24 protein-coding genes and 1 tRNA gene are annotated in these 23,231 nt (G+C 69.1%); 8 read left to right on the top strand and 17 right to left on the bottom strand.

Annotation, left to right across the window (positions count from 1 at the left end):
* Positions 1-25 precede the first annotated feature (25 nt).
* On the top strand, positions 26-1,903 hold the full coding sequence (locus IPI67_16275) for a hypothetical protein (protein MBK7581751.1): 1,878 nt from the start codon (positions 26-28) through the stop codon (positions 1,901-1,903).
* Here the strand turns inward: IPI67_16275 and IPI67_16270 are convergent.
* Positions 1,885-1,968: transfer RNA gene (locus IPI67_16270), tRNA-Leu, on the bottom strand. The genes IPI67_16275 and IPI67_16270 overlap by 19 nt on opposite strands.
* A 269-nt stretch (positions 1,969-2,237) precedes the next feature.
* Between IPI67_16270 and ada the strand changes: the two genes are divergently transcribed.
* Positions 2,238-3,314, top strand: coding sequence for a bifunctional DNA-binding transcriptional regulator/O6-methylguanine-DNA methyltransferase Ada (gene ada / locus IPI67_16265; protein ID MBK7581750.1), 1,077 nt, complete (start codon positions 2,238-2,240; stop codon positions 3,312-3,314).
* Positions 3,315-3,346: 32 nt separating this feature from the next.
* Here ada and IPI67_16260 read toward each other — a convergent pair whose 3' ends face one another.
* From IPI67_16260 to IPI67_16245, 4 genes are all read right to left on the bottom strand, one after another.
* The gene (locus tag IPI67_16260; protein MBK7581749.1) at positions 3,347-4,801 is read right to left on the bottom strand and encodes a hypothetical protein; all 1,455 of its coding nucleotides are present in this window, start codon (positions 4,799-4,801) and stop codon (positions 3,347-3,349) included.
* A gap of 135 nt (positions 4,802-4,936) precedes the next feature.
* A complete protein-coding gene (locus IPI67_16255; protein ID MBK7581748.1) occupies positions 4,937-5,851 on the bottom strand; it encodes an SDR family oxidoreductase in 915 nt (304 codons plus the stop codon).
* 101 nt (positions 5,852-5,952) lie between these two features.
* A complete protein-coding gene (locus IPI67_16250; protein MBK7581747.1) occupies positions 5,953-6,546 on the bottom strand; it encodes a TetR/AcrR family transcriptional regulator in 594 nt (197 codons plus the stop codon).
* Positions 6,547-6,594: 48 nt separating this feature from the next.
* Positions 6,595-6,960 carry a hypothetical protein gene (locus tag IPI67_16245; GenBank protein MBK7581746.1) on the bottom strand — a complete coding sequence of 122 codons (366 nt, stop codon included), beginning with the start codon at positions 6,958-6,960 and terminating at the stop codon, positions 6,595-6,597.
* A gap of 61 nt (positions 6,961-7,021) precedes the next feature.
* On the opposite strand from IPI67_16245, the gene IPI67_16240 reads away from it, so the two are divergent.
* Positions 7,022-7,633 (top strand): DUF721 domain-containing protein, encoded by a 612-nt coding sequence (locus IPI67_16240; GenBank protein ID MBK7581745.1) that lies wholly within the window; start codon positions 7,022-7,024, stop codon positions 7,631-7,633.
* On the opposite strand, the gene IPI67_16235 is transcribed toward IPI67_16240, so the two are convergent.
* The 4 genes from IPI67_16235 to IPI67_16220 form a co-directional block, all read right to left on the bottom strand.
* Entirely contained in the window at positions 7,518-8,390 is an 873-nt protein-coding gene (locus tag IPI67_16235) for an FHA domain-containing protein (GenBank protein MBK7581744.1), read from the bottom strand. The two genes, IPI67_16240 and IPI67_16235, sit on opposite strands and share 116 nt — an antisense overlap.
* An 89-nt stretch (positions 8,391-8,479) precedes the next feature.
* Entirely contained in the window at positions 8,480-9,226 is a 747-nt protein-coding gene (locus IPI67_16230; GenBank protein MBK7581743.1) for an FHA domain-containing protein, read from the bottom strand.
* On the bottom strand, positions 9,226-10,101 hold the full coding sequence (locus tag IPI67_16225) for an FHA domain-containing protein (protein MBK7581742.1): 876 nt from the start codon (positions 10,099-10,101) through the stop codon (positions 9,226-9,228). The genes IPI67_16230 and IPI67_16225 overlap by 1 nt, the downstream gene beginning before the upstream one ends.
* Positions 10,102-10,207: 106 nt before the next feature.
* Positions 10,208-10,639, bottom strand: coding sequence for a hypothetical protein (locus IPI67_16220; protein ID MBK7581741.1), 432 nt, complete (start codon positions 10,637-10,639; stop codon positions 10,208-10,210).
* 80 nt (positions 10,640-10,719) lie between these two features.
* On the opposite strand from IPI67_16220, the gene IPI67_16215 reads away from it, so the two are divergent.
* On the top strand, positions 10,720-11,448 hold the full coding sequence (locus tag IPI67_16215; GenBank protein ID MBK7581740.1) for a hypothetical protein: 729 nt from the start codon (positions 10,720-10,722) through the stop codon (positions 11,446-11,448).
* Positions 11,449-11,454: 6 nt separating this feature from the next.
* Here IPI67_16215 and serC read toward each other — a convergent pair whose 3' ends face one another.
* The 4 genes from serC to purD form a co-directional block, all read right to left on the bottom strand.
* Positions 11,455-12,537, bottom strand: coding sequence for a 3-phosphoserine/phosphohydroxythreonine transaminase (gene serC / locus IPI67_16210; protein MBK7581739.1), 1,083 nt, complete (start codon positions 12,535-12,537; stop codon positions 11,455-11,457).
* A 104-nt stretch (positions 12,538-12,641) separates the two neighbouring features.
* A complete protein-coding gene (locus IPI67_16205) occupies positions 12,642-13,946 on the bottom strand; it encodes a DUF1015 domain-containing protein (GenBank protein ID MBK7581738.1) in 1,305 nt (434 codons plus the stop codon).
* A gap of 13 nt (positions 13,947-13,959) precedes the next feature.
* On the bottom strand, positions 13,960-14,586 hold the full coding sequence (locus IPI67_16200; GenBank protein MBK7581737.1) for a Sua5/YciO/YrdC/YwlC family protein: 627 nt from the start codon (positions 14,584-14,586) through the stop codon (positions 13,960-13,962).
* Entirely contained in the window at positions 14,583-15,893 is a 1,311-nt protein-coding gene (gene purD, locus IPI67_16195) for a phosphoribosylamine--glycine ligase (protein ID MBK7581736.1), read from the bottom strand. The genes IPI67_16200 and purD overlap by 4 nt, the downstream gene beginning before the upstream one ends.
* A 107-nt stretch (positions 15,894-16,000) precedes the next feature.
* Here purD and IPI67_16190 point away from each other — a divergent pair, with 107 nt between their 5' ends.
* Entirely contained in the window at positions 16,001-16,705 is a 705-nt protein-coding gene (locus IPI67_16190; GenBank protein ID MBK7581735.1) for a hypothetical protein, read from the top strand.
* 62 nt (positions 16,706-16,767) lie between these two features.
* Here IPI67_16190 and IPI67_16185 read toward each other — a convergent pair whose 3' ends face one another.
* Both IPI67_16185 and IPI67_16180 read right to left on the bottom strand, forming a co-directional pair.
* Complete coding sequence (locus IPI67_16185) at positions 16,768-17,754, bottom strand: D-alanine--D-alanine ligase (protein MBK7581734.1); 987 nt, start codon at positions 17,752-17,754, stop codon at positions 16,768-16,770.
* Positions 17,751-18,188, bottom strand: coding sequence for a dCMP deaminase family protein (locus IPI67_16180; protein ID MBK7581733.1), 438 nt, complete (start codon positions 18,186-18,188; stop codon positions 17,751-17,753). Before IPI67_16180 ends, IPI67_16185 begins: the two co-directional genes overlap by 4 nt.
* 121 nt (positions 18,189-18,309) lie before the next feature.
* Here IPI67_16180 and IPI67_16175 point away from each other — a divergent pair, with 121 nt between their 5' ends.
* From IPI67_16175 to IPI67_16165, 3 genes are all read left to right on the top strand, one after another.
* Complete coding sequence (locus tag IPI67_16175; protein ID MBK7581732.1) at positions 18,310-18,894, top strand: DUF4398 domain-containing protein; 585 nt, start codon at positions 18,310-18,312, stop codon at positions 18,892-18,894.
* A complete protein-coding gene (locus IPI67_16170; GenBank protein ID MBK7581731.1) occupies positions 18,894-19,973 on the top strand; it encodes a hypothetical protein in 1,080 nt (359 codons plus the stop codon). Before IPI67_16175 ends, IPI67_16170 begins: the two co-directional genes overlap by 1 nt.
* A 134-nt stretch (positions 19,974-20,107) precedes the next feature.
* Entirely contained in the window at positions 20,108-21,226 is a 1,119-nt protein-coding gene (locus IPI67_16165) for a hypothetical protein (protein ID MBK7581730.1), read from the top strand.
* On the opposite strand, the gene IPI67_16160 is transcribed toward IPI67_16165, so the two are convergent.
* Both IPI67_16160 and IPI67_16155 read right to left on the bottom strand, forming a co-directional pair.
* On the bottom strand, positions 21,189-21,896 hold the full coding sequence (locus IPI67_16160) for a tetratricopeptide repeat protein (protein ID MBK7581729.1): 708 nt from the start codon (positions 21,894-21,896) through the stop codon (positions 21,189-21,191). The genes IPI67_16165 and IPI67_16160 overlap by 38 nt on opposite strands.
* Positions 21,897-22,179: 283 nt before the next feature.
* Positions 22,180-23,184: a hypothetical protein gene (locus IPI67_16155; GenBank protein MBK7581728.1), complete on the bottom strand. Its 1,005-nt coding sequence runs from the start codon at positions 23,182-23,184 to the stop codon at positions 22,180-22,182.
* Positions 23,185-23,231 lie beyond the last annotated feature (47 nt).

Below are 23,231 nucleotides of genomic sequence, written 5' to 3'. Positions count from 1 at the left end.
AGAGCGAAGACGATAGCATGGCCGCTTGACCGGCGACGCTCCGACCCGAGAACGAAAATCCCAGCCAGCCGCTGCACCCGAGCCCGGATTTCGGCCGCTCAACGCCGCGGGCGCCCTCGCTCTGATCGCGGGGCTGGTGACCCTCGGGGCGATCTGGTTCAGCGGGCGGCAGGACGGCAAGCGCATCTCGAAGGAGCTGTACACGAGCGCGGTCGATCTCTCGGCGTGTGTCGACACGGCCAAACGGGGCTCGAGCGCGCTCCGGGACGAGCTCGAGCTCTCCCCTCCCGACTCGACTCCGCTCGTCGGCTGCGCCGCACTGGCGCAGCGGGTGCGCTCCCAGACCCAGGCCCTCGCAAAAATCCGCTTCAAGCGCGATCCGGACGGCGTGAGGGAGCTCATCGCGGTCGAGGACACCCTGCAAGAGGGCCGCTTTCGGGCGCGCGCTGACGAGCTTGCCGCCGGTGAGGTCGAGAGCCTCGAGACCGGCGTGAGCGCACTGCTCAAGGGCGCGTGCCGCATTGCGATCGGGGAGGGCAGCCTCGACTTCGGCGCTTGTCCTCCACCCTCGCCCACGACCGAGCCGACGCCGCTTCCGACCGCCCACGTCGTCCTGGACGCACCCGCGGAGTTCATCCAGCGCACGGCCCTCGCGCTCGACGCCGCAGACGGGGAGCTCAGGCTCAGCCTGGCATCGCGGGAGCGGGACCAGGATGCGGTCAGCGTCCAGCTCGGGCGTTCGCACGATCGCGGTGTGAGTTTCAAGTTTGTCACAGGCAGCGGCGGTCGCGCCGAGGGGCGACCGGACGTGCCGGTCGTGCTCTACCGGCACGGTGCGCCCAGCCTGGTGCTCACGACGTTACGCGACGAAAACAGGGTGTACTCGAGCGCATGGGTCGCTCGGATCGAAGCGGGTGCAGCAAGGCTCGGCTCGGCCATCGAGCTGCCGGCGCTCCCTGAAGGGCTCGAGCCGCTGGTGGCGGGCACACCCCTGTGGCTGGTCGACGATGCAAAGGCGGGAGCCGCACCGCTGATCTTCATCGGGCCGCGCGATCCCAGTCGCCAGGGCGGCGCCGCGCTGCGGCTCGGGGGCGATGGCAAGGTCGAGCTGCTGTCGACGCCGCCCGGAACGCTGATCGCGCTTCTGACGCGGCCAAAACCCCGCCTGATCGTGGTGGAGCGGGCACCGGACGACAGCGCACAGCTGGCGCTCTACGACATTCCGGAATCGGGCTGGAAGTGGGGCTCGCCGCTGCGCCTGCCGCTACCCACCGGCGCGGTGGTGGCGGAGCCCATGCGCGAAGCGGCCTGCGGCGTGCACGGTGAAACGGTGTTCCCTTTCGTCGCTCGCCGCGCGCGGCGAGTCGTTGATTGCGCTCGGCGAGCAGCGGCTGCATGCCTTCGGGCTCGAGCGCGGCGCCGACGCGGAGTTGTCGCCGGTCTGTGGCAACTGTCCGGCGTCGCTGCTCTCGGCCAGCGACGACACCCTGCGTTTGCTGTTTCCGGTCGGCAACACGCTGGCCGCGTTGCCCTTTGCTGCCCCGCTCGTCGTGACCGGGCGCCACAGCGTCAAGCGCAGCGTTGGCACCTGCGACGGCGAGGTCGTGCTGGTGGCACACGTCACAGAAGGCCGTGTGCTGACGCAGGTGACTCGCATCGGCAGGTGGCAGGCCGAGCGTCCGGTGCTGGTGGCGGCGCCGAACGAGATCGGCTCGCCCGTCGACGTGCGGGTGGCGGCCCTCGACGGGCGGTTCTACGTGGTCTGGCGCCGCGACACCCACATGCGCGCGCTGCTCGAGATGCTCACGAGCGACGACGGCGGCCGCAGCTGGCACTGAAAACCAACGCTTCGCCGCGCACGCGGTACGTGCGCGGCGAAGCCGGTGCCGAAGGAGGGACTTGAACCCACACTCCCTTGCGAGAAGCGGATTTTGAATCCGCCGCGTCTGCCAATTCCGCCACTTCGGCTTCGAGACCGGCGCTCTATAGCCGATCCGGGTGCCCAGCGGTACCCGTTCGAAAAAAACCGAGGCCGCGTCCGCGACCGGCCGCCGACGGTGGCCGGCGCCCTGACCCTGCCGGGTCCGTGGAGAGACTCCCGGACACCGACGCGGCGCGAGGATCCATCGGAGCTCGATCTCGACTGGGACAGCGAAGACTGAGAACTCCCGCGTTCCGCTGGATTCGAGAACCAGAATCGGAGTGCCCGAAGGGCGTCTCGCAGCTAGCTTCGGGTCATGCCCCAGGCCCGAGACTCGGATCGAACGTCGGCCGCGCTCCAAGCGGACGCCCGCTTTCGCGCCATCCACACCCGCGATGCGAACGCCGATGACACATTCTTCTACTCGGTCGCGACGACGGGGGTGTACTGCCGTCCGTCGTGCGGCGCGCGCCGAGCAAGATCCGAGCACGTTCGGTTCCACGAGTCGGCGGAGGCAGCAGCGCGCGCTGGGTTTCGCCCATGCAAGCGCTGCCGTCCCGATGAGCCGCCGCCCGCCGAACGGCGCGCAGCCGAGGTCGCCGCGCTGTGTCGCCTGATCGAGGACAGCGCCGAACTACTGACCCTCGACGTGCTCGCCGCACACACCGGGACGAGCCCTGGTCACGTGCAGCGCATGTTCAAATCCGTCACCGGCGTGACGCCCAGAGCCTATGCTGCGGCCCATCGCGCGAGTCGCGCTCGAGGCGAGCTCACGCGGCAGCGCACGGTGACCGACGCCCTCTACGATGCCGGCTACGGCTCGTCTGGGCGCTTCTACGCCGAGTCCACCGCACGTCTCGGCATGACCCCGAGCCAGTTCCGCGGCGGCGGCGCAGGCGACGAGATCCGGTTCGCCGTGGGCCAGTGCTCCCTCGGAGCCATCCTGGTCGCCGCCACCGTCCGGGGGATCTGCGCCATTTCGCTGGGCAACGAGCCGGCGCCGTTGGTTCGCGAGCTGGAAGCTCGTTTCCCTCACGCGCGGCTGCTCGGCGCGGACGCCGAGTTCGAGCGCCTAGTCGGGCTGGTGGTCGGGCTCGTCGACGATCCCAAGCTCGGCACTCGGCTGCCCCTCGATATCCGCGGCACGGCGTTTCAGGAACGGGTGTGGAGCGCACTGTCCGCAGTGCCGGTCGGCACGACGCTCAGCTACACCGAGCTCGCGAAGCTCGTCGGCGCGCCACGAGCGGTCCGGGCCGTGGCGCACGCGTGCGCCGAAAACCCCCTGGCGGTCGCCATCCCCTGCCACCGTGTCGTGCGCTTGGACGGCAGTTCGTCAGGCTATCGTTGGGGCATCGAGCGCAAACGTGCGCTTCAGGCGCGCGAGCGCGGTTGAAGTTCACGACTGCCTGGGCCGCCAGGCGCCGTTCATTTGAATTGGAAGGTGGAGTACGCGGACCACTCTCCGAAGCCGCCGGCCTGTTTTGCGCGCACCCGCCAGCGATAACCCGCGCCGTGGGTCTTGGGGTAGAACGTGCGCGACGGAAGCGTGTTCGAGTAGGTGAAGTAGGGCGCCCACGCGCTCTGAGCCTGCGGCTCGATCGCAAACTCGTAAGCAGTCGCGCCGATCACAGGCGCACAGGCGAGCGTGACGCTCGACGTGCTGATCAGCACACCGGATTCTGGAGTGAGGTTGGTTGGACCATTGGTCGCCGGCGGCGGCGCGCCTGCATCCGCGACCGGGGGTGGCCCGCCGTCCGACGTCGGCGGTGGGCCCGCGTCCGCGCCCGGCGCGACCGGTGTGCCCGCGCTCGGCGGGGTTCCCAGGTACTTTCCGTACTCGAACGCGGACCACTCGGACCACCCGCCCCAGCCCTGAGTGTTCTGGGCGCGCACGCGGAAGCGATAGAAGTTGTTCGGGATCGATGGGTGCATCTTGATGAAGGCGTTGGCGTTCTTCCAGGCAAAATAGGGGATCCACGCCGCCCCGGTCCAACGCTCCACCCCGATCTCGTAGTTCTTCGCGCCGGGCACGAGGGCGGACATCAGCTTCGCGTATTCGACCGGCAACACCGCACCGTTCGGCGGCCAGAGCCCGGCTGGCGCAACCGGCGCTTGTCCGGTGTCGGGCGCGGGCGTGCGATCCACGACCACGCTGGGGGTCGCCGTGACTTGCATGGTGTTCCAGTCGGTACCGCCCACACCGCACAAGGGCTTGGTCGCAAACTGCTTGGCAACGGGCTTCTTCCAGCCGCCGAACTGATCTGCGGCCCAGGTGGAGAGCGAGGTCTTGTTGTCGTAGTGCGCCCACCAGAGCATCAGATCGCTGAACGCCGTGGTGTCGTTCATGTGCGTCCGCCAGTAACCAGGACCCGTATAGATCCCACATTCCGCCGTGCCCTGGGCCTGACACACCGCCACCGCTTGTTGGACGGCGGCGATCAGGGTGTTGGCCCCCCGCCCGCCCGGATCCTGCTCGACGTCGAGCCACATGCGCCCGATCGGGAAGCCGGAGACCCGCGCGAACGCCTGCTTGACCTGGGCCGTGATGTCCATGTCCCAGTACAGGTAGACATAAGCATCGACGGTCATGCCCCGCGAGACCGCCATCTCCAGCTGCTCGCGCGTGATGTAATCCACCTGCGTGCCAACGACGACGTGGCGCACGCCGGAGTCCCAGTAACAGTCCATTTCGCTCTGAGAGAGCGGGGTCTCCCAGAACGAAACGTCGACCGCGAACACCGCCTGGTTGGCCGGATCGCCGTCGAACTTGGGCGCTGGCGTCAGACGCTCGAACGAAGTCCCGGCGTCCGGCTCTCCACCGCAGGCCCCCAACCCAACGAACAACACCGCGAGCGCCCCCGACAATCCGAGTTTCGTCATCCGAGCATCACTCCCGCTCGCCTGGGGACCCCCGCTTCTCGCGCGGGACCCGGCGGCAACGGGACTGTGGCACCGCGGGGTTGACGATGTCGTTGACCGGGCCGGCCAATTTACTGGCTTCTCGGGCCACCCCGCTCAGCCCGACGACACGCTCGGCGCCCCAGCGTCGAGGGCCGGCGTCTTTGCGGGTCGCTGCATGCGCCCCAGTCGAGCGAGTCCCCAGATCATGAGCGCGTCCAACCACGCCGTCGGGAGCACCGCCGCCAGGACCAAGAACGAGCGGGCCGCCGCCGGGGCGACGTAGCGGGCCTTGGGGCGGCGCGCGGTGATGGCTCGCTCCACAGCGCGCGCGATGACCTCCGGACCGACGGCGGTGGCCTCGAAGCTTGCACGAATCGCCTGGGCACCCGCGTACACATCGGCAAACGGCGACTGATCCGCGGACGAACGGCTGTCTACGAAGGTCATGGATTTCTCGGCAAACTCACTGCGAATCACTCCCGGCTCGATGATGGACACGCGGATGCCGAGCGGCTGAAGCTCACGCCGCATCGCATCGGACAAGGACTCAACGGCAAACTTCGTCGAGTTGTAGGCGCCAAAAAACGGCAAGGTCACTCGACCGCCGATGCTGCTCACGTTGATGACACGACCCGACCGCCGCGCGAGCATCGCCGGAGTGAAGGCGCGCGTCATCGCCAGCAGCCCGAACACGTTGGTCTCGTACTGCGCCCGAACATCGGCGTCCGATGCCTCGACCAGCGGCGCTGCGATGCCGAACCCCGCGTTGTTGACCAGCACGTCGACGCCGTGGCCGTCGGTGATGCGCTCGATCTCCGCCCGCGCCGCCTGGATCGACTCGGCGTCGGTCACGTCCAAGCGCAGCGTGTGCAGGTCGAGCTCGCGGGCCTCCTGTTTCAGCTCGTCGAGGGCGTGCTGGCGCCGCCCCGTCGCAAACACCTGCATGCCACGCCGCGCGAGGTGCAGCGCGACCTCGCGCCCGATCCCCGCCGTTGCCCCAGTCACCAGAACGATTTGTGATTTTGCCATTGTCGGTTGCTCCCTTTTCTCTCTTCGAGCTCGAGTCGGAATGAATGTTCATTCCCAAGACTCACGTAGCTTCGCCCGTCATCCTTGGCCGGCTCACGGCTCTAGAGCCGGACCGCTTCCCAGAGGCATGCTTCGGCCAGGTCCATCGGCTCGGTGACGGCAGCGAGCTGGCCGGTCATGGCGGCCTTCGCGACGCCCGTGAAAGCGCCGTGAACGACGGCCGCCAGGATCTCGGGGGCGATGGGCTTGAGGGCCTGCCGCTCCTGCGCACCGCGAATGAAGCTATAAAACAGCTCCATTCCGCTATTTTCCAGCTGGCGGCTCTGCTCGTCCAGGTACGGGGCGTGGTGGTGAAGCTCCAGGAACATCGCGGATGCCGGGCGCTCCTCGGCAAACCGGCGCATCCGGCGCCAGAGCTCACGGAACTGCTCCCGCGGCGCCGCATTGACGGGAAAGTCCCCCATCAGCGCCGCCAGAAATTGCTGTTTTTCCCGGCGAAACAGGGCATTGACCAGAGCTTCTTTGCTCTCGAAATAGCGGTACACGGTGCCCGCCCCCACATGGGCGCGCTCGGCGACCAGCGGGACCGCCGTGCCGTGAAAACCCCGCTCGGCGAACAGCTCGACCGCCGCATCGAGGATGGCGTCGTGTTTGCCGGTGTCCTGGGTCAGCGCCACGCCGGAGTGAATATTCATTCCGTTTCTAGAAGTCAAGAGCGACCCGCAAAAGACCCGAACCCCCGCTCACCCCCGAGCGCGGCGCCGCGCCCGGGCCTGCTCCCGGGCCGCCTGCCTCGCGGGCTCCTCCCGCACCCGACGCGCCGCGGCCTCGAGGGTGGGCGAAATCGGTGTGGTCGAATCCACGAGAGCGGTCAGCGCGGAGGTCGCCCGTTCGGCGCGGTCCCACGCCGCGGCGTGACCCAGCGTTCCCGGCTCGTGCTCGAGCGCCAGATCGACCGCGCGGCGAAGCTCGATTCCGATCCCGGTGATCTCGCGCACGCGACGACTGCCTCTACCTCCGCGTTGCTCCGCCGCGTAGAGCGCTCGCAAGATCCCGATCAAGTCGCGGACCGCCTCGAAGGGAAATGGATCGTGTCGCAACGTGAGCATCGCTTCTCGGCTCGAGCGGACGGCCCTGGGCTGTCGGGCGCCGTGCTAACTTGGCTAACCCATGGTCAAGCGGCCGACAACCGACAAGCGACAACCGCGCACATTCGCGGAAAAGCGCGCGCGTCCGGGCCCGGAGCCGCTGGCTGATTTGCTCGGCCAGGCGCGCGACACCGCCGCGCGCCGCGCCGGAGTTGGACTCGACCACGAGACCTGGCGCGAAGTCGCGGGCGACCGCGTTGCGCTGCGCACGGCCCCCGGAGGCATCGAAAACGGAGTGCTCACGGTCGTCGTGAGCTCGCCGGTTTGGGCTCAAGAGTTGTCATTCCTGTCCGAAGAGATCGTTGGGCGTTTGGTAGCCCGAGGTCTCTCCGTGCGTTCGATTCGCTTTCGTACGGGGGTGGTACCCGAGCGGAGCAAGCCACCTCCAGCGCGCCGACTGCCAAGACCCGTGGCCCTGTCCGCCGACGCCCAGGAGCGTCTCGCCAAGGTGGACGACCCCGAGCTTCGGGCGGTCATCGCCGAGGCGATGGGTCAGTCCCTGGCGAACGCGGAGCGGCTCACGCCGAAGCCAGGCGCTCGAGGCCCTCGATCCGCTGGGCCAGAAACCGCTCGGTCGGCCCCAAGCGCGCCGAAACGGAGCGCAGGATCTCGACGTAGCTCCGAAGAAGAGTGAGATCCACGCCCTTGGTCTGCCGGAGCACCGTGTAAAGCTGCTCGACGATCACGTTGGGAAGCGGGCGTTTCAGCACGGAGTAGAGCGCGAACCCATAGTCGACCCACTCCGCTTTCCCCGTCGCACTCGCCAGCTTCACCGCGTACGCGACGGCCCGTTCTGCGCCGTCCGGGGTAACGGCCTGGGAACGTTGGGCCATCGCCAGATAGTTGCGCAGGTAGTTGCCGAGGATGCGCTCGGCCTCGTCCCCGCGGCCCAGCGCCAGGACCTTGTCCACGACCCCACCAAGCAAGCTCAGCGCGTCCCCTTGATGTGTCGCCTCCGACTCGTCAGCGGTCCGCGCGAGAGGCGACTCGAGCCCGACCAGGGTCTCCGCGCTCAGGCGTGCGGTCGGCGACTCCGGCAGCAGCGTTGGATTGGCCGCGGCAAACAGCGTCAACTCCTGCTGCCCGATCACGAGCTTGTCGCCATCGGCGAGCACCTGCCGTCCACCCGCGCGCGTTCCGTTGACGAACACACCGTTGACACTGCCCAGGTCCACCAACGTCGCGGACGACGCGGTCACCTCGATCTCGGCGTGTTTGCGCGACACCAGCGCATCGTCCAAGACCAACTGACACCCGGTGCCACGCCCGACCACCAGCGTGCCGGGTTTGAGCTCGAATCGATGACCACGGTAGAGGATCGAGAACCTCACTGACCGTTCAGGCGGGCCGATCTGTATCCCCACCGGGTCGGTGCGTCGCGCGTCACTCACGGTTGTCAGCCTGAACCATACCCCACCCGAGCGGCGATTCCACTGCGAGCGGCCCGCGGCGACGCCAGGGCTCCCGTAGTTCTTCGGGCTCAGCGCGCCTGAACCACGCGTTCGAGTCCTTCGATGCGGCTGACCATGAAGCGGTCCGCGGGACCCAGCTCACCGGCCTTCGCCTGCAGCGCCTCGATGTAGCTACGGAACTTCCCGCGATCGACCCCAGCGACCTTGCGTAATACTTCGTGCAAAACGTCGACCACCGCCGTCGGCAGCGGGCGCCCCAAGGCGTGATAGAGCCGCACGACGTAGTCCACCCAGGCCCCCTTCCCCGTCGCCAGCGCCAGGCGGGTGGCGTAGGCGGCCACCTTTTCTGCGGTGTCAGCGTCGGCCAATGCGCCCGACTCCGCACGGCTCGCGATTTCCTCGAGCGGGCCTGCCAACAGCCGCTCCGCCTCGTCCACATGACCCAGGGCGAAGGCCTTGTCCGCCAAACCACCGACGACGCCGAAGACGGCAAAGCGCGCGGTCGGCGCGGCACGCGCGGCACGCCGAGGGGAAGCTGTCGTGGACACCAGCACCAGCTCTTGCGAGCCAATTCTCACCCGGTCGCCCGGCACCAGGGCACGGCGACCCGCGATCCGTGTCTCGTTGACGCTCACGCCATTGCGGCTGTCCAGGTCTTCGACGCTCACCTCGGTGTCGCCGACGCTGATTGCAGCGTGCTCCCGAGACGCCAGAGGATCGTCGAGCGCGAGCTGGCAGGTACCTGCCCGACCGATCACGAACCGCCCGGGGACGAGCTCGATCTCGTGCTGGCGATAGCGGAGCGCGTAACCCATCAGCTGTCGGCCGGCGGAACCGACAGCGACTCGACGCCGGAGTACGCAGCACGGTCCGCTTCACTGGGGCCGCCGCGCAGCGCCACGCTCTCGAGCACACGATTGGCCGCCGGCGCGAGGGACTTCCGGGCCTCCGGCGGCAAGGTCGAGAGGCGTTCGGTGATGCTCGCGTGGGGCACCATGCCGAGCGTCGCGTACACATCCAAGAGCCAGTTGCCCCACTCTGCGGACTGTCGCACCTCCGCCAGCCGGGCCGCCGCTTCCGCGAGCTGGTCCAGATGCTCCGACTGGACAGGCTGCCCGCCGCGCACTCGCTCCTCGATGTTGGCCTGCGAGCGGCGCAGCATCCGGTCGACGTCGTCCCAACGGTACAGGGACGCAGCTCGGTGCAGCACCTCGACCAACAACTCCAGCGTCCAGTTGCGACTCACCTCACCGACGACGCCGCTCACCGTGTCTTCGTCCATGCGCTCGCGGGAACCGCAGCTCGGACATTGGGGCGACTCCATCGGGTACGGCAGACCACAGGCGGCGCAGTGGCACATGAAACCCGTCGGACGGGTCCCGGCGGTAGCCCCCGTCTTCGACGGCGCGCGAACCGCGCAGAAGACGAGCTCCTGCGTGCCAATCCGCACACGATCACCGTCAGACAGGTCGATCTGGCCGTGGCAGGGCCGTCCGTTGATCACCAGCCCGTTGCGGGAGCTGAGGTCCTCGACCGTCGCCCGATTGCCCTCGATGCGGAAGCGAGCGTGCTGGCGGGAGACGAGCGGGTCTTCGATGGTCACATGACAGGAAGCACTTCGCCCCACCACGGTGTCACCCTGGGGCAAATCGATTTCCTGCAACAAGAACCGGAGTCTGTAGCGGCTCACGAGAAATTCCGCCTAGCTTCAGCTTACGTTAGCGGCGCGCCGCCCAAACGTCAAAGCCCGCGCGTTTCGCCCGGGGCATCACCCGGGCAAAAACCGCGGGACACCTTCACTTCTCGGAGTCCGCAGCCAGCAGCCGAAGGAAACGCACGACCAGGCGCGGGTGCGCGGCGAGTCCATAGATCTTCAACTTTCCCGACCGGAGCGCCCCCGCGACCTCGGCCAGGGACCGACCCGAGGCGACCACACCCCGCTCCGGCATGCGGGGCAGCTCCGAGAGCGCCTCGAGCCCGCCCGTCGGGCCGCGGATGGTGACGGTGGGCACACCCACGAGCCCTTCGTGAATCGTCAGCCGCCCGAAGTCGAACCGCAGTGTCAGCGAAGTATCGGCATCATCGGCGACGATGCCGATGGCACCCCGCATGCGGTCGAAGTCTCTCCGAAGCGGGGCGCGGGCGATGGCGGCACGGACGCGCTCGGCGATCTGGCAGGCGAGCGGATCGTGGTCGGCGCCGGGGGCCAGGTCGACGACGGGTTCCACGCCCTCCCGGGTACCGCTCGGAGCGCCGGCGCGTCAAGGACTTGCGGTAGAGCGGAGCGTTGGGCTTCCATCCCGATGCGATGACACGACACCGGTGGGTCTTGGCGAGCGCGGCGACGCTGGCACTCGCGGGCGCAGCTTCTGCCGCGGACCCAATGCCGGACGCTGCATCGGACGCCGCCGCGGCAGCGCCGGACGAAACGCCGGACGCGAGCGCCCCGCCGCCTGTCGCCCCGCCGCCCGGGCCGAGCTCTGCCCCGTCGAGCTCAGCGGCCGCAAAGCCAGACAAGCCGAGCGCGCCGAAGGGCCCGTTCGCGGAGCCCGCGACGTTGCACTCGGCGTTCGTGCACGTTCACGCCGACTATCCCGGAGCGGTGCTCGAGCTCCGGAGTTACATCGACGATTCGGACTGGAGCGCTGCCTGCCCGGCGCCGTGTGATCGCCTGCTGCGCGTCGAAGGCAACGAGGCGCGTGTGCGTGCCGACGGAATGTCGCCGTCGAACGTCTTTCGAATCGAACCCGGACGCGGGACGGCAAACCTCAAGGTCGTCGGCGGCAGCGCACGCTCGCGAACCATCGGGACCGTCGGGCTCGGCGCTGGCATCCCGCTCGCGCTCGGGGGCATGGCGCTCTGGGGCTACGGCAAGCTGGAAGACAAGGCCGGCCTGAAGACCGCGGGCCTGATCACCATGGGCGTCGCCGCGGTGATGGTCGTCGGTGCGCTGCCGTTTCTCAGCAGCGGCAGCACACGCGTCAAGGACGGCAAGGGCAAAGTCATCGCGTCCGGCTTTGCCCCACCGTCCTTCTGAGCGGGGTCAGCGACCCTTCTGGAACTCGTTCATGAGGTCCACGAGACCCTGGACCCACTCTTTGCTGCTCGCGTTGTAGATGCTGGCGCGAATACCGCCGACCGAGCGGTGACCCTTGAGGCCGACCATCTTGCGTTTGCTGGCCTCAGCCAGGAACTCCGCTTCGAGCGCCTCCGTCGGCAGGTTGAACACCACGTTCATGAGCGAGCGGCTCTCGCGTTCGACCGGGCAGCGGTAGAAATCCGGCCGGGCGTCGATGGCCGCGTACAAGAGCCCGCCTTTTTCGCGGTTGTGTTTCTCCATCGCCGCCAGGCCGCCGGCCTGTTTCACCGACTCGAGCACGTTGCGCAGGATGTAGACTCCGAAGGTCGGAGGTGTGTTGTAGAGCGAGTTGTTGTCGGCGTGCGTGCGGTACTGGAAGATGCTGGGGATGTCCTTGCGGCCCACAGCTGTCAGCGCTTTGTCGATGATCACGAGAGTGACGCCGGACGGGCCCAAGTTCTTCTGCGCGCCGGCATAGATCAGGCCGAACTTGCTGACGTCGATGGGCTTCCACATGATGTCGCTGGACATGTCTGCGACCAGCGGGACCTTGCCGGTGTCGGGGAACGCGGCGAACTGCGTCCCGAAGATGGTGTTGTTGCTCGTGATGTGCACGTAGGCCGCCGCCGGATCGAGCTCCAGCTCGCTCGGCTTCGGCACGCGGGTGAACTTCTTGTCCACCTCGGTCGAAGCCGCGACGCGCGCCTTGCCCAGGACCTTCGCTTCTTTGATCGCCTTCTGTGACCACGCGCCGGTGAGCACGTAGTCCGCGCTCTGACCCTCCGCGAGCAGGTTCATCGGAACGACGGCGAACTGTTGGCTTGCACCGCCCTGCAACAGCAGCACGTCGTAGCTCTCGGGGACGGCGAGCAGCTCGCGCACCAGGCTGATGGCTTGGTTGTGCACCGCCTCGTAGGCCTTGCCCCGATGGCTGTGCTCCATGATGCTCATGCCGGTGCCCTCGACGTCCAAGAGCTCGCGCGCAGCGCGCTCCAGGGCGGTAAGGGGAAGCGCCGCGGGTCCAGCGTTGAAATTCATCGCTCGCATGATCAGCTCCGGGCGCGGGCGTTCGGGTCCCCAACGACTCGGGAGCGCGACGCTCGCGCGCGTGGGAAGTAGCGCCTGTGCCGCGGCGCGTCAAGGTCGTGACTTCAGCTGACGTCGCGCTCGGGATCGAGCGTGTGGAAGAAGAGCCCGGTGGGGACCTTCGGGTAAAAGAAGGTCGATTTCTGGGGCATGACCTCGCCGGCCTCGGCGACGCTGCGCACCACGCGGACGGGCGTTGGTTTCATCAAGAACAACAGCTGGCCGCCTTGGTTGAGGCCGGCGATACCGTCGCGCGCGCTCTGGACGTAGCGGATGTTGGTCTTTTGCGCCTGGGCTTCGGGCGAGATCCCGAGCACGTGCTCGAGCAGCCCATCGTGGAGCAGCGTCACGGCGGTCTCGCGCAGGACCGCCGGCCGCTTGCCCAGCACCGGGTGGGATTCGAGATCCACACCCGCGCGGGCGACGAGCAGAGCAGCTCGCCCGTCCGGCGCCACCACACACAGGCTGGCCTCGGGGGCGTGCTCGAGGGCAGCCGCGAGATCGTCGACGCCGCCGCTGGCGGGAGTGATGGCAAAGAGCTGCTCCGCGCGCACGAGCAGCGTGCCGAAGTCCGCGCTGGCCAGGCTGTGCAGCAATCGGTGGGTCGGAAACACCACCAGGCTCGGATCGTCGCCGTTGGCGAGCAGGACCGGGAAGTAGTGGTGCTCGGCGCGCTCGGGGATCCGCCCTCCGGCCGCCCGAGCCTCGGCGTCAATCTCGGACGAAAGTGTGAGTGCCGTCTCGTAGCGGTGGTGCCCATCCGCGATCAGCAAGCGCGCGTCGGCGAGGGCGCTGGCGATACGCACGACCGACGTGGCCTTGCTGACCCGCGACAGCTGGTGGCGCACTCCGTCGTCGGTGGTGAAATCAGCGAAGGGGTCGCCGTCGTCGAGGTACCCATCGAGGGTGCGTTCGGGATCGGAGTACAGCATGAACCCCGGCGAAATCGCGGCGCGCGTCGCGCGGCCCAGCTCGAGCCGGTCGAGCTTTGGACCGGTAAGGGTGCGCTCGTGGGGCAAGATCACGCGGTCGGCGTAGGACTGGACCCGGACGAGCGCGAAGAATCCACTGCGGGTCAGGCGCGCGCCGCCCCCCGGAGGCTCGAAGGTCTGCGCGTAGCGCCAGAACGCGGGTTGGCGGTCGCGCTGGAGCACGCCGCGCGATTGCCAGTCAGCGAGCAGGCGGCGTGCTTCGGCGTACTTGGCTGCGCCCTCACCGCTGGGCAGGTCGAGGTGGACGACGTTCTCCGGGTGGCGCACGGCCAAGGTCTCGCGCAGCTCGGCATCGATCACGTCGTAGGGAGGCGCCACCACCGCCGGCAAAAGCTCCGGGGAATAAACGAGCGGGGCGAGCGGGGCGACATCGACCATGACGGGGGCGATGTTAGCCCATTTGTTCGCCGCCGCGCGCGGAGCTCACGCACGCCGCAATCGCGGCGGCGGACACCGCACCCTCGCGCACAACGCGAAATCCCTCCTGATCGACCACCACCACCGTCGACGGTGGCCCGCCCGGAGCCGTGTCATCGAGCACGAACAGGCTCCCATTCGCGACCTCCGGAGCGAAGGACGACCGCACGGCGCTGGCGTCTGCCGTCGGCGCCTCGCCGGTTCGATTGGCACTGGTTGCGGTGAGCGGGCGACCGAGCGCCGCGGCGAGCCGCGCCGCCGGGGACGGCGGCGGCAGGCGAACGGCGACGTTGGCGTCCTGCACCAAGCACGGGTCGAGCGCCGCGCGCGCGCGCACCGCGAGCGTGAGCGGGCCGGGCCAGAACGCGTCCGCCAGAGCGCAAGCGAGAGCTGGAATGGGCTCGGCCACACTCGACCAACTCTCGCGGTTCGGCAAGATCAGCGGGACACCTTTGTCGACGCGCGGCTTGAGCGCGACCAGACGGGCCACGGCATCCGACCGCGTAGCATCGGCGAGCAGACCGAAGAGCGATTCAGTGGCCGCCGCCACCACGCCGCCCTGCTCCAGGTGGGCGAGAGCCAGCGCGAACCGCTCGCTCACCGGACCTCGGGACCGAGCGCCCGCGCGCCGATGTCGTGTCGCAGCTGTTTCCCGTCGAACTCGATCAGAGCGGCAGCGCGATAGGCAAGCGCGTGCGCCTCCGCCAGCGTGGCGCCACGAGCGGTCACGCCGAGCACGCGACCTCCTGCCGTCACGGTGTGAGCCCCGTCGCTGCGTGTCCCAGCGTGATAGACCCGCACGCCGTCCAGCTCGAGCGCACGCTCGAGGCCGCGAATCGGCGCCCCCAGCACCGGCGTCGCAGGATATCCCGGTGCCGCGAGCACCACACACAGCGCGTGCCGCGGAGCGACCTGAATCGCGTCCGGAGCCAGCTTGCCGCGAGCAGCGCTGGCGAGCAGCTCGGCGAAGTCACCGTCGATCACGTTCATGAGCACCTGAGTCTCCGGATCGCCGAAGCGCACGTTGAATTCGAGCAAGTGGGGCTCACCGGCCGGGCTGATCATCAAACCGGCGAACAGCGTGCCGCGAAATGGGTTGCCGTCGGCGGCCATGCCCGCGAGCGCGCGCTCGATCACCTCCACGCGGATCCGCTCCGCGAGCTCGGCGGTGATCAGCGGAGCCGGTGCGTAGGTGCCCATGCCGCCGGTGTTCGGACCGGTGTCGCCGTCGCCGATGCGTTTGTGATCCTGCGCTGCCGGCAGCACGAAGGCGCGCTCCCCATCACACACCGCGTGCACACTGGCCTCCGCGCCGAGCAAGCGCTCTTCGAGCACGACGCGCCGGCCCGCGGCTCCGAAGCGATGTCCGCCGAGCATCTCGCGCGCGGCGGTGATCGCCTCGGCGTGTGACTCGGCCACCACCACGCCTTTGCCGGCGCACAGTCCGTCGGCCTTCACCACCGGTGGCTGCTCGAATTCGCGCACCCGAGACTCGACCTGTTCGACCTCCGTGACGACCGCGTAGTGGGCGGTTCGGAGCCGGTGGCGCGCGGCGAAGTCCTTCATGAACGCCTTCGAGCCTTCGAGCGCGGCGGCGCGTTGCGATGGACCGTACGCGAGAAAACCCTCGCGGGTGAGCTCGTCGATCACCCCGGCCGTCAGCGGGACCTCGGGACCCACGACGACCAGATCTGGCCGCTCGCGTCGGGCGAGCTCGAGCCCCTCACCCGTCGCGCAGCGCAGGCTCTTGCCCCCGGAAACCCAGGCCGGTCGCGCGCTGGTGCCGGCGTTGCCCGGCGCCACCACGACCTCTGCCACCGACGGCGACGCGAGCAGCGCATCAGCGAGTGCGTGCTCCCTTCCGCCCGAACCCAATACGAGGACCTTCCGACCCGACATTGTCTCCATGCGAGCCTAACAGGAGCGAAGCAAGCGCGCGATCGGCGCGAGACGCGGCAGCCTGCACGGCGATTGCGTCGCGGCCCCAGCCCCGGTAGAAATGGCTCGAGGTTGCCGTGTCGGATCCCGTCGTCCTGCGAGTCCACCGCCCCTACGCCGACGAGGCCGCGTACATCGCGGCGGAGTGGTGGAGCATCGACGACAAGGCGGTGCTCTTGATCGACCAGCCGCCGCTCGCAAAAGACACGGTGGTGCGCTTCGAGATCGTGCTCGACGATGGCTCGAAGCCCATCCGCGCCGAAGGCAAGGTGCACAAATCCGTGCCGGCCGACGGCGACCATCCCGCGGGCTTGCGGGTCCGTTTCCGTCGCTTCGATGCGGCGACCAAGCGTTTCATCGACAGCGTGATGGCCGAGCGGCGCAGGGAGCGGCGCTCGCGCCGCCCACCCCCGGCCGAGCTCGAGCCCCTGGTGCTCGATCCCGAGCCGAGCAGTCCGAGCGATGCCGCAGCCTCCGAGCGCGCACCAGCGCAGAGTGGGCCGGAGGTGGTCTCACAACCCCTCGCGTCACAGCCGGCACCGGAATCGGCACCGGCCGCAAGCGCGACGCGGAGCGCCAGCGATCAAGACGCTGAAGCGACCATGCCGAACGTGAGCGAGGCCGCGGTGGATACTGCGGTCAGTGCGGAGCACTCCGAACGCGGAGTCGCGCGCTCCACTCCAGCAAGCGGCCCCGGCCCCCGCTCCGTCTCCGCGCCACCGAACCGCGACGAGCTGCTCGCGCGGTTGCGTGAACGAGCCAAGGCGCGCGCCGGCGGATAGGCGCGGCGAGCCCGAGCGGCCACCGCGCCTCCCGACCAGTCACGCTACCGAGACGTTCCCGCTCACGGCATCGCCAGCTCGGTGGGCGCCGAGCGCAGCGGCCGCTCTGCGGCCCGCCGCGCCAGCAGCGAACACAGCTCCGGAAACCCGAGACCCTCCGCTCGAGCAGCCTCCGGGTACAGGCTGGTCGCGGTCATGCCCGGCAACGTGTTGACCTCGAGCAACGTCACTTCACTGCCGTCCTCTGCGTCACCGACGACGAAATCGACGCGCCCCAGATCGCGGCAGCCGAGCGCCTCGTAGGCCCCGAGCGCAACCTCTTGAATGCGACGCGTCACCGCGTCCGCGAGGGGCGCGGGGCACTGGTGCTCGCTGCCACCGGCCTTGTATCGCGACTCGAAGTCGTACCAGTCGGCGGCCTTCGCCAAGATCAGCGTCGGGGGCAACGCCCTGACTCCGCGCTGGTCCTCGAGCACTCCGCACGTCACTTCGTTGCCAACGATGAAACGCTCGACCAACACACGCGGATCGACGGCGCGGGCCGCCGCAATCGCCTCGGCGAGCGCAGCGTCAGGCTCCGCGTCGCCCACCCGCGTCGTGCCGATGGCCGAGCCTCCGGAGGCTGGCTTGACCACCACCGAACGCCCGAGCGTCGCATGCACGCGGGCAACCGCGGACGCATCGTCCGTATCGACGAGCAGGACCTCGTCAGCCACCGGCAGGCCCGCCAAGCGAAATAGCGCCTTGGCGTGGGGCTTCGACGCCGCCAGCGCGCTGGCCAGCACGCCGGAGCCCACGTAGCGCACGTTCAAGACCTCCAAGAGGCCTTGCAGGCAGCCGTCCTCTCCAACCGGTCCGTGCGTGACCGGGAACACAACCGCGAACTGCCCACGCTTCAGCGCGGCGGGCAGCTCCGCGTCGAGCTCGATGATCGTCGCGCGGTGGCCCGCCGCTTCGAGCGCCGCACTCACCGCCCGAGCCGACGTACGGCTCACGTTGGCCTCCGCCGACGGACCGCCGGCGATCACCGCGACGGAGAGCACCGTCACGCCACCGCCTCGGGCTCGAGGTGAACGAGCTCGATCCCCAGCAGCTTGCTGAACTCGAAGATGCAATGATCGCGGTAGAACTCGCCGAACACGATGCGACGGATGCCCGAGTTGGCCACCAGTTTGAAACAGCCGAAACACGGCGAGGCGGTCACGTAGATGCCGGAGTCCTCCACCCGCATGCCGTTGCGCGCCGCTTGCACGATGGCGTTGGCCTCGGCGTGCACCGTGCGCACGCAATGGCCGTCCTCCATCAGGTGCCCTTCGTCGTCGCAGTGCGGGAGTCCCCGAATCGAACCGTTGTAGCCCGTCGCGAGGATCATCTTCTCCCGCACAATCACCGCTCCGACGTGCTTTCGCTCGCAGGTGGAGCGCGTCGCCACCTCGCGCGCGATCGCCATGAAGTACTCGTCCCAGCTCGCCCTGTTTCGCATGGTCCTGTCTCCGGGCGTGGGCCTATAGCCCGGCTGCCCCGGCGAAACGAGCGCCGCGATTCCTTCGCCGGTCAGGCTCGCGCGACTTGACCCGGCCCGGGGCTCGTGGCTTGTTTCGCGCGTGAAAACCTCGCCTGGACGCTCCTCGGCGCTCGCCGTTTTTGCTCTCGTCGCGAGCCTGGGCGGCATCGCCCTAGCCAGCCGCGCGGGCGGCGATCGCGAACAGGCGCTCGCGGCGCTCGGAACGCTGGAAGGCAATCCAGCGCACGCCCGCTTGGCCCACGAACCCATCACCTCCGCCAAACGCGCGCTCACCCGCGCCGACGAGGCGCGCGCGAGCGGAGACATGAAACACGCGCCCGAGCTCGAAGCGCTCGCGCGCGAGCACGCCGAGACCGCGAGTGATCTGGTGCGGGCGGCGGAAGCGGAGAAGAAACGCGGCGACGCCCAGAAGCAGCTCTCGGACGCCGAGACCCAGCTGTCGCGGGCCAAAGCGCTGCTCGAAGAGACACTCGCGCGACGCGGGCGGGCGCAAGCCAAGCTGGAGGGTCTCGAAGTGGGCCGCGCGACACCGGACGCGGGTGTCGGTCCGAACGCCGGCAAACCGTCAGTGTCCAAGCCGACGGGCAAGCCTCCCCTCGTGACCCCGGCGAAGAAACCGGCACCCTTGCCCAAACCCGCGCCCGGCAAAGGAGGGCAACCGTGATGCGCGCGGCTCTGCTCTTGTGCCTCGGCCTCGCAGTATCGTGTGCTTCGGCGCCGAAACCGCGCGTGCTGTTCGACGTGGAAGCGCTGGCTCAGGGCGCGCAAGCGCGCGAGTCCAAGACCCTCGCGCCGCAGGCGCACGCTCGCGCCGAGCTCTTGGCGAAACGAGCCGAGGCCGCGCACCAGGACGGTGATCCGGCGTCCGCCCAGATCCTCAGCGAACACGCCATCGCCGCCTACGGCCATGCTTTTGTGCTGGCGCGGCTGGCCCGGGCGGAGACCGATCTCGCGCAGGCCACGCGGGAGCTCAGCGCGGCCAAGACGGCGCTCGGCGACATCGACGAAAAACACCGGCGCGTCGCTGCCGAAGCGGACGATCTGGAGCTTCGGATCCGTGTCGCCGAGGACGCCATTCCGCTCGCGCCGAACGCGCCAGCAGGACCCGCGCGGGAGAAAGCCCGACTCGAGGCCGCCCGCGCACTCGCGTCCCAGGCGCAGCTCTTGTGTGTAGCCGCTCGACTCTTGCAACCCAAGCGGGACGGCCTCGGCGCGGAGCTCGACAAGGTCGCGGAGCTCGACCGCGCGCTCGCCGGCACGCCCAAGGCAACTCCGATCGATACCGCGGTGGCGCTGCGTTCGAGTTGTCTGCGGCACTTGACGGACGCGCGACGCGCCGCCACGCACGACGCGCCAGGCGCAGGCCTCGCGGATGCACTGCTCGACGAGCTGAGCCGCAGCGGTTCGTTCCACGCCTTCCGCGATGATCGCGGAGTCGTGGTCACGTTGCGCGGGCTGTTCGATGCAAAGGGCGGCTTGACCAAGGACGGACTGACCGCGCTCCAGGCGCTCGGCAGGGTCGCCAAGGCACACACCGCGTTTCCCGTGCTGGTCGTCCTGCACGGCAAGTCGGGAGACGATGCCAGGAGGAAGACCGTCACCGACGCCCTCGCCGCCGCGGGAGCCCCGCGCGTCGAGAGCGTGAGCGCGGGCACGGCCCAGCCCGTGGTCGACCCCAGCCGGACCGGCGCGGGTCCGCGTAACGACCGCATCGAGGTCGTATTCGTGGCTCCCGCCTCCTGACCAGCAGCGCCGAGACTCCCTGGAGTCACGCTGAGATAGCCGCGGGCTCCGGCCGATTTGGCGGACCGGCTCGACGGCGAGGGCGCCGGACCTCAGACTTTCTCTGAGGCTTGGTCGTCCATACCTCGAGGCCCTTGGCACGCGACTCACGCTACGGAGAACAGATTGTCTGGACGGGGCGTCCGGAGCGCCTCGACACGCCAGCGTTTCTCCGCGCCGCCGCCGCCGTGATGTTCGCGACCGCGGTCATCTCCGTGTGCTTCGCCTTCGTGCTGTCGCAATCGCTCGGCACCAGCCCCACCCCGATGCTCGTGTTCGGCGCCTGGGCCGTCACGCTGGGGCTCGGGCTCCTGCACGGTCCCCGCATCTGGCTCGCGCGCGTGAGCTACGAAGTGACGGAGCACTACGTCGTTTTCAAGCGTGGGCCGTTTCGCCGCAGCATCGAACGCAGCGCCGTCAGCTTCGCCCGCATCCACTGGCTCGCCCCTGGCATCGGGGACGTGGAGCTCGTGCGCGCGGTTCCGACCGGAGCCCTGCGCCGCCGCCTCATGCTGCGGCTCTACGGGCTCAAAGCTCCGGACCGAGTGGCCGCGATCATCGCCGGACACGAGGACGTGGTGCTCCCAGGTCGCGACGATCGGCTGCTTGCGCAGCGCTTGCAGCTCGGTGAGCGGGTGCTCTGGGCCGCCAACCCCAAACCGACGTGGCGGTCGTACTTGCCGCAGCGGGTGCGCGGCTGGGCCAACGTGGCGCTTTCCGTCACGCTGCTTGCCGTCGGCGTGCGCATGGCGCTGACGAGTGTCCCGACCTTACGGAAGCTGGTCGCGGCCGGCATGTCCACCGAAGTCCTGGCGTTCGAGGCGCTGGTGACGGGCTTGGGTCTGGCGACGCTCACGGTGCTCGCGAGCTCGTGTGTGCTCTTCTACGTGGCGGTGATTCGGCCCGGACGCCTGGCAGGAAGCACCCGTTACCTCGTGACCAACCGCCGGGTGTTGATCCAGCGCGGCAACGAAGAGCTGCACCTGGACAAACAGAAGATCGTCGACGTGATCGACGCGCCAGGGCGCGACGGCCTGCGCGACGTGTTCCTGGTCCTCGATGGCCCGCAGGCCCGAGCGCTGGCGGCGAGTGGCGCGTTCCGGGACGACGAGGCCATGCCGGGGCTCTGCCCGGTGCTCGAGCGCGTCGAAGACGTCGAGGGTCTGAGTCGAGCGCTCAGCGCCCCCGACGAACCGCTGCCGCGCGCCGCTTGAGGTCTTTCGCCAGGCCGCGCAAGCGAGTGAGGACTTGCTCGGAGTGTCGCCGCGCGTTGGGTACCCACCGGTGTTTGTCGGGCACTGCCAGCTCGAGGTACTTCTGCCACTCGTCCCCCGCGTCGAGCAGGTGTGCCGCAACGAGCTCCGGCTTCTTCGCTGAGCGTGCGGCGGACATCGCTTCGAGCGCCTTGTAGTAGTGAGCGTCGTACGCCGGCACGAAGAACACACTCGGCAGGTCGAGCGCAGAGCCCACTCCTGGGATCTTGATCGAGCGGGCGGACTGCATCGCGTCGAGCGCTCGGGGCAGGTCTCCGTTGCGCTCGAGCGCAACCCCGAGTCCGTACTGAGCAAGCGCCGTTAGATCGGGTCGATCGGCGACCACGATGGCCTTTTTATAGTCCGCGATCGCGTCGTCCAAACGCCCCAGAACCATGCTCGATTCGCCGCGGTTCGCGTAGATATTGGCGCGAAAGCCGGGTTCCCAGACGCTCTCGAGGGCCTTGGTGTACGCACTTCGCTCGCGCTCGGGCTTGCCCAGGCGGGCCGACGCAATGGCCAGGTTGAACCAAGCTCGACCGGCAAGCGGCGAGTTCGGCGCCAGCGCGAGCGCACGTTCGAGCAGCGTTCGTGCGTCTTCGTCGCGCCCCACCGTGACGTCCGAGAGCAAGTCCCCGCCACGAACAACAGCCGCGGGTCGGCGCTCTCGCTACCGCCGGCGAGCTCCACGATGGCAAGGGCGGCGCGCATGAAGCGCCCCGGCAACGCGGGGTCGAAGAGCGTCCCTTCGTCGCGCGCGATCATGCGCTCCACCGCGACGAGGGTCTGATAGTCCCGCTGAGCGCGCGGATTCTTCGCGACGTCCCAGATCGAAGGTTGCGCGGCGGCGCGACCAGAAATGCTCGATGCCACGCTGAGCGCGAGCAGCGCGGCGGCGCGCGCGAACCGCGGCTTCATCGCAGCTTGCGCCTGCGAACGACGCCGAGGGATTCGAGCTTGTGTTTGGCGTGCGCCTGCCACGCCGGTGCACGCCCGGCCGGGCTATCCAGGAACGCACGCCAGTTTTTCTTCGCCAGCTCCGGCTGGGAACGCTCCGCCAGGATCGCCGCCACGGCTGCCAGCTCTCCTTCCTCCAGCGAGACGACCTCGTTGCGGCTCGGGAGCGCCGCCAAACGCAGCACACCCTCTGGCCCCCGAGCCTCGGCGGCCACGCCCCGGGCCTCGTCCGAACGCCCCTGCCGATCGAGCGCGAGCGCGGTCGCACCCACCACGATATCCGCGAGCCCCGGCATGCCACGCAGGCGCCGGGCCTCTCCCAGGTAGCCAAGCGCTTCGTCGATGCCGCGGGCGTCCGCACGCATGACCGTCATGGCCGCTTCGAGGTAGACGCGTTGGCGACGGCGCGGTTCCGACAACATGCCGGCGCGGGGCACCAGCGCCCGGTAAGCCGCGACGGCTTCGTCGTGCTCACCACTGGCGCGGGCCGAAAGTGCCAGATCGTGCAACGCCGACGGCTCTTCCACGCTGCGTTTGTCGATGGACCGCGCGCGACGGAACACCGGCCAGGCTTCCTTCGCTCGGCCATCACTCACGAGCGCGCGCGCTTCGAGTACCAGCGGAGCGGCGCTCGTGGGACGCAGGGCCGCGGCCTTGCGTGCGGCGACGATGGCGCGCCCCGGAGCCAGGTTCAGCTCGGAGTAGCCCCGGGCGAGTGTGTCGCAGAACGCTTGCTCCTTCGGGCGTCGCGCCCGGTCCCACTCGGTCTTTGCGCCGGGCCCGCGATCCGGCCCGCACTCCCGAGGACGCGGACTCGCCGCGCTGGCCGCGCTGAGATCCGCCGAGCCGGGCTCTGTACCCCCAGGCGCGGCGGCCTGCCCCGCTGCACTGCCCACCCAGACCCAGAGGGCTACGCCGAGGCCCAGGCCTCGGCTCCAACGTGCGCTCCGCCTGAACGTCATACCGATTCTCGAAGCGTACACCGAGCGACGCTCCGGGGGGAGCGGGC

It is taken from the genome of Myxococcales bacterium, assembly GCA_016706225.1.
In the GTDB taxonomy this organism is placed as follows: domain Bacteria; phylum Myxococcota_A; class Polyangia; order Polyangiales; family Polyangiaceae; genus JADJKB01.
The sequence above is the reverse complement of the archived record's forward strand: the minus strand, read 5'-3'. Positions and strand labels throughout refer to the sequence as shown.